This is a genomic window from Subtercola boreus (genome assembly GCF_006716115.1).
GTDB lineage: Bacteria > Actinomycetota > Actinomycetes > Actinomycetales > Microbacteriaceae > Subtercola > Subtercola boreus.
This window is the reverse complement of the sequence record NZ_VFOO01000001.1, coordinates 1663471-1676708: the sequence shown is the minus strand read 5'-3', so window position 1 is coordinate 1676708 and position 13238 is coordinate 1663471. Positions and strand designations below refer to the sequence as shown.

Below are 13238 nucleotides of genomic sequence, written 5' to 3'. Positions count from 1 at the left end.
ACCGCCCGTATTTTGAGAACTACACAGTGGACGCGAGCATCTCCAGACGCGAATGAACTTGCACCCTTTTGGGGTGTGGGGGTTTTGTTGTCTGGTAATCAATGTTCGTCTGATTTATTTCAGACATACATTGGTCTTTGTTGTGCAAATTTTGTTTGAGAAGTTTTTAAGAGCAAACGGTGAATGCCTTGGCATCTGGAGCCGAAGAAGGACGTATAAATCTGCGATAAGCCTCGGGGAGCTGATAATAGAGCTGTGATCCGAGGGTCTCCGAATGGGGAAACCCCGCCAGGCCCTTTGGGTGACCTGGTGACTCCCGCCTGAATATATAGGGCGGGTAGAGGGAACGAGGGGAAGTGAAACATCTCAGTACCCTCAGGAAGAGAAAACAATAGTGATTCCGTGAGTAGTGGCGAGCGAAACCGGAACAGGCTAAACCGTTCATGTGTGATAGCCGGCAGGCGTTGCATGTTCGGGGTTGTGGGACTTTCCAGCAGTTACTGCCGTACTGCGAGAGTTACAGCGCTATATAGACGAATGGGATTGAAAGCCCAGCCGTAGCAGGTGCCAGCCCTGTAGTCGAAATGTAGTTATGGCTCGGAGAGTATCCCAAGTATCGCGGGGCCCGAGAAATCCCGCGTGAATCTGTCAGGACCACCTGATAAGCCTAAATACTCCCAGATGACCGATAGTGAACAAGTACCGTGAGGGAAAGGTGAAAAGTACCCCGGGAGGGGAGTGAAATAGTACCTGAAACCGTTTGCTTACAAGCCGTCGGAGCGCCCTTTGTTGGTGTGACGGCGTGCCTTTTGAAGAATGAGCCTGCGAGTTAGTGATCAGTGGCGAGCTTAACCCGTGAGGGGAATGCGTAGCGAAAGCGAGTTCGAATAGAGCGTATGAGTCGCTGGTTCTAGACCCGAAGCGAAGTGATCTATCCATGGCCAGGTTGAAGCGACGGTAAGACGTCGTGGAGGACCGAACCCACTTCAGTTGAAAATGGAGGGGATGAGCTGTGGATAGGGGTGAAAGGCCAATCAAACTTCGTGATAGCTGGTTCTCTCCGAAATGCATTTAGGTGCAGCGTTGCGTGTTTCTTGCCGGAGGTAGAGCTACTGGATAGCCGATGGGCCCTAAAAGGTTACTGACGTTAGCCAAACTCCGAATGCCGGTAAGTGAGAGCGCAGCAGTGAGACGGTGGGGGATAAGCTTCATCGTCGAGAGGGAAACAACCCAGACCACCATCTAAGGTCCCTAAGCGCGTGCTAAGTGGGAAAGGATGTGGAGTTGCATAGACAACCAGGAGGTTGGCTTAGAAGCAGCCACCCTTGAAAGAGTGCGTAATAGCTCACTGGTCAAGTGATTCCGCGCCGACAATGTAACGGGGCTCAAGCACGCCACCGAAGTTGTGGCATTTATATTTTTGGCAGGCCTTTGTGGTCCAGCCGTATGGATGGGTAGGAGAGCGTCGTGTGGCCAGCGAAGCGGCGGTGTAAACCAGCCGTGGAGGCCACACGAGTGAGAATGCAGGCATGAGTAGCGAAAGACGGGTGAGAAACCCGTCCTCCGAAAGATCAAGGTTTCCAGGGCCAGGCTAATCCGCCCTGGGTAAGTCGGGACCTAAGGCGAGGCCGACAGGCGTAGTCGATGGACAACGGGTTGACATTCCCGTACCGCAGAAGAACCGTCCAAGCCAATCCACTAATGCTAAACATCTGAAACCTGTTAGACCGATCCCTTCGGGGTGAGGCGTGCAGGCGTAGCGTGTGACCCTATGGTGGTGCGGTTAGCGTATTAACAGGTGTGACGCAGGAACGTAGCTGAGCCGGGCGATGGTTGTCCCGGTCTAAGAATGTAGGCCGAGGGGTAGGCAAATCCGCCCCTCATTAAAGGCTGAGACTCGATGGGTACCCTTCAGTGGGGAAATCAGTGATCGTCTGCTGCCAAGAAAAGCATCGGCGCGAGGTTCCATGTGCCCGTACCCCAAACCGACTCAGGTGATCAGGTAGAGAATACTAAGGAGATCGAGAGAATCGTGGTTAAGGAACTCGGCAAAATGCCCCCGTAACTTCGGGAGAAGGGGGGCCCGAACTGTGAAGGGATTTACTCCTGGAGCGGTGCAGGGCCGCAGAGACCAGTGGGAAGCGACTGTTTACTAAAAACACAGGTCCGTGCCAAGTCGCAAGACGATGTATACGGACTGACGCCTGCCCGGTGCTGGAAGGTTAAGAGGAAGAGTTAGCCGCAAGGCGAAGCCCAGAATTTAAGCCCCAGTAAACGGCGGTGGTAACTATAACCATCCTAAGGTAGCGAAATTCCTTGTCGGGTAAGTTCCGACCTGCACGAATGGCGTAACGACTTCCCAGCTGTCTCAACCGCGAACTCGGCGAAATTGCACTACGAGTAAAGATGCTCGTTACGCGCAGAAGGACGGAAAGACCCCGTGACCTTTACTATAGCTTTGTATTGGTGTTCGGTGTGGCTTGTGTAGGATAGGTGGGAGACTGTGAAGCGGGCACGCTAGTGCTGGTGGAGTCATTGTTGAAATACCACTCTGGTCACTCTGGATATCTAACTACGAACCGTAATCCGGTTCTGGGACAGTGCATGGTGGGTAGTTTAACTGGGGCGGTTGCCTCCTAAAGAGTAACGGAGGCGCCCAAAGGTTCCCTCAACCTGGTTGGCAATCAGGTGGCGAGTGTAAGTGCACAAGGGAGCTTGACTGTGAGACTGACAAGTCGAGCAGGGACGAAAGTCGGGACTAGTGATCCGGCAGTGGCTTGTGGAAGCGCTGTCGCTCAACGGATAAAAGGTACCTCGGGGATAACAGGCTGATCTTGCCCAAGAGTCCATATCGACGGCATGGTTTGGCACCTCGATGTCGGCTCGTCGCATCCTGGGGCTGGAGTAGGTCCCAAGGGTTGGGCTGTTCGCCCATTAAAGCGGTACGCGAGCTGGGTTTAGAACGTCGTGAGACAGTTCGGTCCCTATCCTCTGCGCGCGCAGGAAATTTGAGGAGAGCTATCCCTAGTACGAGAGGACCGGGATGGACGAACCTCTGGTGTGTCAGTTGTACTGCCAAGTGCACCGCTGATTAGCTACGTTCGGAACGGATAACCGCTGAAAGCATCTAAGCGGGAAGCCGGCTTCAAGATGAGATTTCCATACCACTTTGTGGTGAGAGGCTCCCAGGAGACTACTGGGTTGATAGGCAGGATGTGGAAGCACCAACTAACGAGGTGTGGAGCTGACCTGTACTAATAAGCCGACAACTTCACAAACACCACCACCCCCGCAACGGGTGTGGCTGAAAGTGATCTGCGCACCAAAGACAATCGCGTCCACTCTGTGGTTCCCGACATACGGTCGGGGCAACACACCCCCCACCCGTGGGGGACACAACTCAACACTGATGCTAGAAGCATCGAAAGTCTTGAGAACATCACCGTATGTTCCTAGAGTTTCGGCGGCCATAGCGAGAGGGAAACGCCCGGCAACATTCCGAACCCGGAAGCTAAGACTCTCAGCGCCGATGGTACTGCAAGGGAGACCTTGTGGGAGAGTAGGACACCGCCGGACCCACATTGAAGAACAGCCCGACCCTCACCGGTCGGGCTGTTCTGCTTTAACGCCCAGCCGTACGACCTACGGTGGGGGAATGAGAGAAAAGCAGGCGTTCAAGGCAGGCGTGCTCGCGGGAGTGAGCGTCGTCGTGCTGTGCGCGACGGCGCTGCTGGGGGCAGTGCGGAGCGCGCCGGCGGATGTACCGGCGCCGGCTGCTGCCGAGAGCCCGTTCCTCCCCGCGACCACGGCGGTCGGTGCTGTGACCGGAGCTCCCTGGGACCGGCCCAGCGACCCGACCGAACGCGCTGCTGCGGCAGGCCTCCGGATGCTCGGAACGGAGGGCACCGCACTGCATCTGCACGCCCACCTGACGATCACGATCGACGGACAGGACGAGGTCGTGCCCGCGGAGATCGGGATCGACAACCCGTCCGGCTCAGTGTCACCGCTGCACACGCATGACACGACCGGGATCATCCACGTCGAGTCGCCTGTGCAGGCCGACTTCACGCTCGGGCAGTTCTTCACCGAGTGGAACGTCGCCCTCGACGACACAAGCATCGGTGCGTACCCCAGCTCGGCCGGCGAAACGTTCTCGGTCTTCGTGAACCAGCAGCCGTACAGCGGTAACCCGGCGGCCATCGTGTTCACCAACAAGATGGACATCGACATCGTCGTCAGTCCTGCCGGCACCGCGGCCTCACCGAGCCAGCCCTTCGACTGGCCCGAACAGTACTGAGGCCAGTCTTCCGGCCATTCGTATCACCCCTTTTATGGGTACACCATTGGGGGGAGCGGACGACCCCCTCTGCTGAATCCACCCAAAGATGGATCCATCCAGAATCCATACCTAGGGGGTATTCGATGAAGACTGACGATGAGATCGAGACGACCGGAGCGAAGAGGCTCATTGAACGACGTACGGTGGTCAGAACGGCCGCCTGGAGCGTGCCGGTAATTGCACTGGCCGTTGCTGCACCGATGGCAGCGGCGTCGGGGGACATCGATCTGGGCGCCTACCAGCTCACGGGTACCTGCGGCATACTCGGCGTTGTCGGCCCGGGCTTCACGCTCACGGCCGGTCCCGCTCAGCCGCTCCCTGTGGGCACAACCGTCGTCATCACCGGATCCGGCGTCGCGAACATCGGTGTGTTCAGTGTGACGGGCGGAACGGCGAGTGTGTCGGTGCTGAGCGGCACCAGCCGCCAGATCACTCTGACATCGGCACTTGCTGCCGGCGCGACCCTCGCGTTCCGCACCACGCTCTCCATCACAGTCGCGTTCACACTGAACGCGGTCGCCAGCATCCCGACCGGCTACGCGGCCACGGGCGGCAAGGCTGCGGCGTCGGTCTCCTCGACGCTCGTCCTCTGCTCCGCGACCTGATCCATCCACGCACGTCAGAAGCCCGGCCCGTGACACGGGCCGGGCTTCTGGTGTGAGAACGCTAGACTCGACCCACATCTACACAGCGCGCACCAGACGACAGGAGTGTCATGAGCGATTCGCCAGACAGGGAGAAACGCCCCGGGCGTCGACAGGATGGAGCGCGCGCCGACGGCCCGAGGGGCGGTTCGGATCGGCCGAGAGGATCCCGGCCGCCGCAGAAGTCCGGCGAGAAGAAGCTCTGGACGACGGATGGAAAGCCGGCGCGGAGTGCTGCGCCCGGTGCGCGCGACAAAGCGAATCGTGGCGGGTATCGCGACGAGGGCCTGACGCCCGAGGAACTCCGCCAGCGGGAGTTGCGGGCGGTCCGGCCGCACCACGACGATCCTGACATTCCGGAGGACGTCTCGGTCAAGGAGCTCGACAAGGGCGCGTTCAACGAGCTGAAGACGCTCTCGAAGGAGAACGCGGACGGCGTCGCAAAGCACCTGGTGATGGTGGCCCGGTTGATCGAGAGCGATCCCGAGCTGGCGCACAAGCATGCGACATCCGCCTCCCGCCGCGCGGGTCGCATCGCGATGGTGCGTGAGACGCTGGCCATCACGGCCTACGCGACGGGTGACTACGCCCTCGCCATCCGGGAACTCCGCACCTATCGGCGCATCTCGGGCTCCAACGAGCAGCTCGCGTTGATGGTCGACAGCGAGCGCGGGCTCGGCCGGCCCGACCGGGCGCTCGAGCTCGGGCGTTCCGTGCCGCGGGAGAGCCTCACCCCGTCGACACAGGTGGCCGTGGCGATCGCCATGTCCGGCGCGAGGCTCGACCAGGGCCAGCCGGAGGCGGCTCTCGCCGAACTCCACATTCCGCAGCTCGACGCGAAACGCGCCTACTCCTACAGCCCGGAACTGTTCTGGGCGTACGCGGAGGTGCTCGACGATCTCGGTCGGGACGCCGAGGCGGCAGAGTGGCGCGAGAACGCTGATCGTGCCGAGGCGGCGCTCTACGCTGCATCCACCGACGAAGACGACGACCTGATCGAGGTCTTCGAGGAACTCGGGTCCGAGGAGGACAGCGCGGCCAGCGACAGCGCGGCCGACGAGAGCGCGGCCGGCGACACGACGACGGAGGACACGGCCGGTGAGCCTGTTCAGGACACGAAGGAGTAGGGCCGTGACATCCACCCCCCTCGACGGAGTCGACGTTCTGCTCGCCGATCTCGACGGTGTGGTCTACACCGGCAGGAACGCGATCGAGTACGCGGTGGATGCCCTGGGCCGGGCTGTGGGCGAAGGTGTGACCGTCGGCTACATCACGAACAACGCCTCGCGCACTGACGCCCAGGTCGCTGAACACCTCACGAGCTTCGGGCTCGAGGTCGCGCCGCGTGACGTGGTGACGAGCCCGCAGGCGGCCGTGCTACTGCTGGCCGGCCTGGTGCCCGCGGGGTCGACGATCCTGGTCGTCGGCGGGGAGGGGCTGACGAGCGAGGTCGAGAAGGCAGGCTTCCACGTCACTCGGCAGGCGTCCGACAAGCCGGCGGCGGTCATCCAGGGCTTCGCGCCCACGGTGGCGTGGACCGATCTCGCGCAGGCGAGCTTCGCTCTGCACACCGGCATTCCGTGGGTGGCCACCAACACCGACTGGACGATTCCGGTCGAGGGCGGGATCGCGCCGGGTAACGGAACGCTGGTCTCCGCTGTGCACACGGCCGTCGGCATCCTGCCGGTGGTGGGCGGCAAGCCGGAGAAGGCGATCTTCGATGCTGCCGTGGAACGCTTCGGGGCGAAGACTCCGCTGTTCATCGGCGACCGGCTCGACACGGACATCGTGGGGGCCAACCGCGCCGGAATGCGCTCCGTGCACGTGCTGACCGGGATCGACGGGCCGAAGCAACTGCTCGCTGCCGACAAGGATTCGCGGCCGACGTTCATCCTCGACGACCTCCGCGGGTTGTTCGAGCCGTACCCCGAGACGGAGTTCTCGAAGGACGGCAACACAGCCACCGTGAACTCCGCCGTGGTTCGACTGAAGGGTGACGCGATCGAGGTCGTGAAGTCGGGTGACAGTGCTGTCGACAGACTTCGTGCAGGATCATCGCTGATCTGGGCATCCGGTCGGCCCATCTACGGGCTGCAGGTCGCGCCTGAGCTCTACAGCTGAGGCGTCGGGTAGCCTGAAGGGGTGACAGACGAGAGCAGCGACGTCGGCGGTGAGGCGCTCGAAGGCGAGCTTCTGACGCGGCTCCGGGTGATCGAAGACCAGCCTCTCGAATCGCGCTCGGTTACCTACGTGCAGCTGCACGACGAGTTGCGGAGCCGCCTCGAGGGCGGCGACTCGCCCGGTGCGCGTGGCTGACGGCGACGGGCCTCTGGGTGAGCTGGCCGACGGCGACGGGCTTGCCGTGGGCTTCCCCGAGGGGAGCCGGCTCGACTCCGCCCTGGCGTCGACGGGGCTCGCCCGGTCGCGGAACCACGCTGCACAGCTGATCGCCGACGGGTTCGTGAGCGTCGACGGAGTCGTTGTGGTCAAGCCGTCGGCGAAGGTGTTCGGCGGCCAGGAGCTGCGGGTCGAGGGTAGCGACCACTACGTGAGCCGCGGGGCCGGCAAGCTCGTCGCTGCGCTCGATGCGTTCGCCGGGGTCGTCGTCGACGGGCGGCTGGCGCTCGATGCGGGCGCCTCGACGGGTGGCTTCAGCCAGGTGCTGCTCGAGCGGGGTGCGCGGGGCGTGCTTGCAGTCGATGTCGGCCACGGTCAGTTGTCGCCGGTGGTGGCGTCGGATGCCCGGGTGAGCGTCGTGGAGGGGTACAACATCCGCTACGGAACTCCGGAGTCGCTCGCCGCCGCGTCCGGCGTGACGGAGGCTCCGGCGCTCGTCGTCGCTGACCTCTCGTTCATCTCCCTCGTGACGGCGCTGCCGGCGCTCGTAGCCCTGGCAACCCCAGAAGCGGACTTCGTGCTACTCATCAAGCCGCAGTTCGAGGTGGGCAGGACGGGCATCCGGGAGGGTGTCGTGCGGAACGCGGGGCTCCGCGCAGACGCCATCACCGGCGTGCTCTGGGCGGCTTTCGACGCCGGTCTCGGCACGGCCGGCATCATCTCCTCCCCAGTCATCGGAAATGCCGGGAATCATGAGTATCTCGTCTGGTTGAGCAGAGCGGCGGGAACCAATCCGACAGAATGGTTGCACCGCGCACTTTCACTTTCAGGAGCCCAGACGTCGTGACGACACCCCGCTATTTCCTCGTCGTGCTCCACACCGGTCGCCGCGATTCGGTCGATGCGGCCATGCAGGTCTGCGACCAGCTGGCAGCGTCGGGGGTCACCCCGGTGCTGTCTCCGAGCGATCTCGACGACATCTCCGGCCGGCTGACCGATCCCTCGATCATCGGTCTCCTGGGCGTCGACGTGCAGACGACCGACCTCGAGCTGGTGATCGTGCTGGGTGGCGACGGCACGATCCTGCGTGCCGCGGAGATCGTGCGCGGCTGCCCCGTGCCGCTCCTCGGCGTCAACCTCGGGCATGTCGGGTTCCTCGCCGAGAGCGAGCGCGAAGACCTCCGGGCGTCGGTGGAACGCGTGCTGGGCGGCGACTACCTGGTGGAGGAGCGCATGACGCTCGACGTCGTCGTGACCCACCGCTCGGAGGTGGTCTACGAGGGCTGGGCCCTGAACGAGGCGACGGTCGAGAAGGCGAGCCGGGAGCGGATGATCGAGGTGGTCATCGAGGTGGATGCCCGTCCGCTGTCGAGCTTCGGCTGCGACGGCGTCGTGATGGCGACCCCGACCGGATCCACCGCCTACGCGTTCTCAGCCGGTGGGCCGATCGTCTGGCCGAGCCTCGACGCGCTGCTGTTCGTGCCGCTGAGCCCGCACGCGCTGTTCTCGCGCGCCCTGGTGATCGGCCCCGATTCGGTGCTCGCCGTCGAGATGCTCGAACGCACCCCGGGTGCCGGCGTGCTCTGGTGCGACGGGCGGCGCGGCTTCGACCTGCCGCCCGGTTCCCGCATAGAGTCGCGGAAGTCTGCCGTGCCGGTGCGCCTCGCGCGTCTGACCCACGGGCCGTTCTCCGACCGGTTGGTGCGCAAGTTCGCGCTGCCCGTCGAGGGCTGGCGCGGGCCGGTGGAGCGCCATGAGTGAGACCGGCGGGAAGCCTGCCGGGGGAGTGATCGACGAGATCACCATCCGAGACCTGGGTGTGATCGCCGAAGCCGTGCTGCCGCTCGGCCCCGGGTTCACCGCCGTGACCGGTGAGACGGGTGCGGGCAAGACGATGGTCGTGCAGGCGCTCGGCCTGCTCATGGGCGAGCGCGCGGTGGCCGGCCAGGTGCGGGTGGGCCGGGCGCAGAGCTGGGTGGAGGGCCGCTGGCGGGTTCCGTCCGAGGGTGTCGTTGCCGACCGGGTGCGCGACGCTGGTGGCGAGGTTGAGGCGATCGACTCCAGCACCCTGGCCGAGCTGATCCTCTCCCGTTCGGTCTCCGGCGAGGGCCGCAGCCGCGCCATCGTGGGTGGTCGGAGCGCCCCCGTCGGTGTGCTGGGCGAGCTCGGCGAGAGCCTGGTGGTGGTGCACGGTCAGTCCGACCAGCTGCGGCTCCGATCATCCACCGAGCAGAGGCTCGCTCTAGACCGGTTCGCCGGGCGGCCTTTCCGGGAGCAGCTCGATGCCTACGAAGACGCCTTCCACGCGTGGCAGGCGCTGCGGCTGGAGCTCGACACGCTGGTGACCCAGCGGGAGGTGCGTATCCGCGAAGCCGAGTCGCTCCGCATCGCGGTCACCGAGATCGAGGCCCTCGCGCCCCTCGCGGGCGAGGAGGAGTCGCTCGCCGAACGGGCGAGCCGGCTCACCAACCTCGAAGACCTGCGGCTGGCGGCGGCATCCGCCCGGGAGGCGGTCTCCTCCGACGAACTCGACGGCCGCGCCGACACGGTCGGACTGCTCGATTCGGCGCTGCGGCAGCTCGAGCGGGTGCAGGCGCACGACGCAGCGCTGCTGCCGATCGTGGAATCGCTGGCCAGCGCATCCTTCCTCGTCGCAGAGATCTCGACGCAGCTCTCGAGCTACCTCGCCGAACTCGACACCGACGGCGGAACGGAGCTCGACGAGGTGCAGGACCGCCGGGCCGCCCTGTCGGTGCTGGCCCGCAAGTACGGCCCGACGCTCGACGACGTGATCGTCTTCTTCGAGGGCGCCGGCCCCCGGCTCATCGAGCTCGACAACGACTCCGACCGCATCGAGGAGCTCACGGATGCCGTCGCCGACGCCTTGGGCCTCGCGGAGACGCTCGCGGCCGACGTGAGCGAGGCGCGTGCCGAGGCGGCGGGTCGTCTCAGCGCGCTCGTGTCCGACGAACTGGCTGCGCTCGCGATGGGCGGATCCCAGCTCGTGGTCGAGGTTCTGCCGGGAACCGAACTCACGTCGACCGGCCGTGACACGGTGCACTTCCTGCTGGCGTCCCATGCCGGAGCCGAACCGAGGCCCCTCGGCCGGGGAGCGTCGGGCGGTGAGCTCTCCCGCATCATGCTCGCGATCGAGGTGGTGCTGGCGGCGACGGATCCGGTTCCCACGTTCGTGTTCGACGAGGTCGACGCGGGCGTCGGGGGAGCATCCGCGATCGAGATCGGCCGGCGACTCGCCCAGCTGGCCCGTGGATCGCAGGTCATCGTGGTGACCCATCTGGCGCAGGTCGCCGCGTTCGCCACCAACCACCTCTCGGTCGTGAAGGACAGTGACGGGGCGGTCACCGAGTCGAGCGTCCGACAGCTGACCGGCGAGCACAGGGTGGCAGAGATGGCGCGGCTGCTGTCGGGGCTGCCGGACTCCGAAAGCGGCCTCGCGCACGCCCGCGAACTGATCCAGCTGGCGGCCGACGGCCGATGACCGGCATCCGTACTGTTAGAGTGGAACTCCGTGGATGATGATCAAAACGGCACCCTGTTGAACGCTTCAGTACCAGCTGTGACAAGCCCGGCGAAACTGACGAAACACATTTTCGTGACCGGTGGTGTCGTCTCCAGTCTGGGTAAGGGGCTCACCGCCGCCAGCCTCGGAAACCTTCTCACCGCGCGTGGCCTCCACGTCGTGATGCAGAAGCTCGACCCCTACCTGAACGTCGACCCGGGAACGATGAACCCGTTCCAGCACGGCGAGGTCTTCGTGACCGACGACGGCGCGGAGACCGACCTCGACATCGGGCACTACGAGCGGTTCCTCGACATCAACCTGAACCAGGCCGCCAACGTGACGACCGGCCAGATCTACTCGACCGTCATCGCCAAGGAGCGACGGGGTGAGTACCTCGGCGACACCGTGCAGGTCATTCCGCACATCACCGACGAGATCAAGCGCCGGATGCGGCTGCAGGCGCAGGGTGAGAACGCGCCCGACGTGATCATCACCGAGATCGGTGGAACCGTCGGCGACATCGAGTCGCAGCCGTTCCTCGAATCCGCGCGCCAGGTGCGGCACGAGCTCGGCCGTAGCAACGTGTTCTTCGTGCACGTGTCGCTGGTGCCCTTCATGAACGCCTCGGGCGAGCAGAAGACCAAGCCCACGCAGCACTCCGTCGCGGCTCTCCGCTCGATCGGTATCCAGCCCGACGCGCTGGTGCTCCGGAGCGACCGCCCCGTCTCCGACTCGAACAAGCGCAAGATCGCGCTGATGTGCGACGTCGACGAAGACGCGGTCGTGAACGCGATCGACGTGCCCTCGATCTACGACATCCCGACGATGCTGCACGACCAGAAGCTCGACGCCTACATCATCGACCACTTCGGCCTGACGACGAACGACGTCGACTGGTCGGGATGGTCGAGCCTGCTCGAGGCGGTGCACGAGCCGAAGCACGAGGTCACGATCGGCCTGGTCGGCAAGTACATCGACCTGCCCGACGCGTACCTCTCGGTCACCGAGGCGCTGAAGGCCGGTGGTTTCGCCCACCGCACCAAGGTGAACCTCAAGTGGATCGCCTCCGACGAGTGCGAGACGCCCGAGAAGGCGGCGAAGGAGCTCGGCGACCTCGACGGCATCTGCGTGCCCGGCGGTTTCGGGGTTCGCGGCATCGAAGGCAAGCTCGGTGCGCTGCGTTTCGCCCGCGAGAACGGCATTCCGACACTCGGCCTCTGCCTCGGCCTCCAGTGCATGGTCATCGAGTACGCGCGGAACGTCGTCGGCCTGGGTGAAGCGTCGTCGAGCGAGTTCAATCCCGAGACCCCCTTCCCGGTGATCGCGACGATGGCCGAGCAGGTGGACATCATTGCGGGCGGCGACCTCGGCGGAACCATGCGCCTCGGTCTCTATGAGGCGAAGCTCGCCCCGGGCTCGCTCGTCGAGTCGCTCTACAGCGCACCGACCATCGAAGAGCGCCACCGCCACCGCTACGAGGTAAACAACCACTACCGCGGCCAGATCGCCGACGCCGGTCTCTGGTTCTCGGGCACCTCGCCCGACGACCACCTCGTCGAGTTCGTCGAGTTGCCGAAGGATGCACACCCGTACTATGTGGGCACCCAGGCGCACCCGGAGCTCCGGTCGCGCCCGAACCGCGCGCACCCGCTGTTCGACGGGCTCATCTCTGCCGCGCTCGAGCGCCAGGAGGCGACCCGCCTGTTCCCGACCGACGCCTAGGAAGGCCCGTTGTGACCGAGAGCATCCCGTCGCCGCTCCGCGATGAGCCCGACGACCAGCGGATCACCTCGAGCGAGGTCGTCTTCGACGGCAAGATCTGGGATGTGCGGCGGGAGACGTTCGTCTACAACGGTGCCGACACCGTCCGGGAGTTCGTCGACCACACCGGTGCCGTCGCGATCGTCGCCCTCGACGAGAACGACCGCCTGCTGCTGATCAAGCAGTACCGGCACCCGATCCGTGCTCGCGAGTGGGAGATCCCGGCCGGCCTCCTGGACATCTCGGGCGAGGACTTCCTAGCGGCGGCCAAGCGCGAGCTCGCCGAAGAGGCGGACCTCGAGGCAGACCGCTGGAACGTGCTCACCGACTACGCGACCACGCCCGGCGGCAACAACGAACTGATCCGCATCTACCTGGCGCGTGACGTGCGGCCGACCGCCGACGCGTTCGAGCGGGAAGACGAGGAGGCCGACATCGAGGTGCGCTGGGTCGACCTCGACGAGGTGGTGGATGCCGTGCTCCGTCGTGAGCTGCAGAATCCCAACCTCGTGATCGCGTCGCTCGCGCTCGCGGCGAGCCGTTCGCGCGGCTGGGCCTCGCTCGGCGCGGCCGATGCGCCGTGGCCGGAGTGGTCCCGGCTGCACCCGAACGCCTCCTGACGGCTGGACGA

At 64.5% G+C, this 13238-nt stretch carries 10 protein-coding genes and 2 rRNA genes; all 12 read left to right on the top strand.

What is annotated here, in order from left to right; genetic code table 11:
- The first annotated feature begins 156 nt into the window (after positions 1-156).
- Positions 157-3278, top strand: a 23S ribosomal RNA gene (locus FB464_RS07870).
- 181 nt (positions 3279-3459) lie between these two features.
- Positions 3460-3576, top strand: a 5S ribosomal RNA gene (gene rrf / locus FB464_RS07865).
- Between the two features lie 79 nt (positions 3577-3655).
- Positions 3656-4300: a hypothetical protein gene (locus FB464_RS07860; RefSeq protein WP_142206651.1), complete on the top strand. Its 645-nt coding sequence runs from the start codon at positions 3656-3658 to the stop codon at positions 4298-4300.
- Between the two features lie 125 nt (positions 4301-4425).
- Entirely contained in the window at positions 4426-4947 is a 522-nt protein-coding gene (locus tag FB464_RS07855) for a hypothetical protein (protein ID WP_116414355.1), read from the top strand.
- 110 nt (positions 4948-5057) lie between these two features.
- On the top strand, positions 5058-6113 hold the full coding sequence (locus FB464_RS07850) for a tetratricopeptide repeat protein (protein WP_246092972.1): 1056 nt from the start codon (positions 5058-5060) through the stop codon (positions 6111-6113).
- Positions 6085-7107, top strand: coding sequence for an HAD-IIA family hydrolase (locus FB464_RS07845; RefSeq protein ID WP_116414356.1), 1023 nt, complete (start codon positions 6085-6087; stop codon positions 7105-7107). The genes FB464_RS07850 and FB464_RS07845 overlap by 29 nt, the downstream gene beginning before the upstream one ends.
- Before the next feature lie 21 nt (positions 7108-7128).
- Positions 7129-7302, top strand: coding sequence for a hypothetical protein (locus FB464_RS19775; RefSeq protein WP_170151885.1), 174 nt, complete (start codon positions 7129-7131; stop codon positions 7300-7302).
- A 46-nt stretch (positions 7303-7348) separates the two neighbouring features.
- A complete protein-coding gene (locus FB464_RS07840; protein WP_116416523.1) occupies positions 7349-8170 on the top strand; it encodes a TlyA family RNA methyltransferase in 822 nt (273 codons plus the stop codon).
- A gap of 62 nt (positions 8171-8232) precedes the next feature.
- Positions 8233-9084, top strand: a complete 852-nt coding sequence (locus FB464_RS07835) for an NAD kinase (RefSeq protein WP_425472443.1) — start codon at positions 8233-8235, stop codon at positions 9082-9084.
- Positions 9077-10822 carry a DNA repair protein RecN gene (recN, locus tag FB464_RS07830; RefSeq protein WP_246092969.1) on the top strand — a complete coding sequence of 582 codons (1746 nt, stop codon included), beginning with the start codon at positions 9077-9079 and terminating at the stop codon, positions 10820-10822. Before FB464_RS07835 ends, recN begins: the two co-directional genes overlap by 8 nt.
- Positions 10823-10834: 12 nt before the next feature.
- The gene (locus FB464_RS07825) at positions 10835-12568 is read left to right on the top strand and encodes a CTP synthase (RefSeq protein WP_170152033.1); all 1734 of its coding nucleotides are present in this window, start codon (positions 10835-10837) and stop codon (positions 12566-12568) included.
- Between the two features lie 11 nt (positions 12569-12579).
- Positions 12580-13227 carry an NUDIX domain-containing protein gene (locus FB464_RS07820; RefSeq protein ID WP_116414358.1) on the top strand — a complete coding sequence of 216 codons (648 nt, stop codon included), beginning with the start codon at positions 12580-12582 and terminating at the stop codon, positions 13225-13227.
- Positions 13228-13238 lie beyond the last annotated feature (11 nt).

Coding starts and splice junctions, on each gene's coding strand:
- FB464_RS07860 (WP_142206651.1), top strand. CDS start 3,656: ATGAGAGAAAAGCAGGCGTTCAAGGCAGGCGTGCTCGCGGGAGTGAGC.
- FB464_RS07855 (WP_116414355.1), top strand. CDS start 4,426: ATGAAGACTGACGATGAGATCGAGACGACCGGAGCGAAGAGGCTCATT.
- FB464_RS07850 (WP_246092972.1), top strand. CDS start 5,058: ATGAGCGATTCGCCAGACAGGGAGAAACGCCCCGGGCGTCGACAGGAT.
- FB464_RS07835 (WP_425472443.1), top strand. CDS start 8,233: ATGCAGGTCTGCGACCAGCTGGCAGCGTCGGGGGTCACCCCGGTGCTG.
- recN (WP_246092969.1), top strand. CDS start 9,077: ATGAGTGAGACCGGCGGGAAGCCTGCCGGGGGAGTGATCGACGAGATC.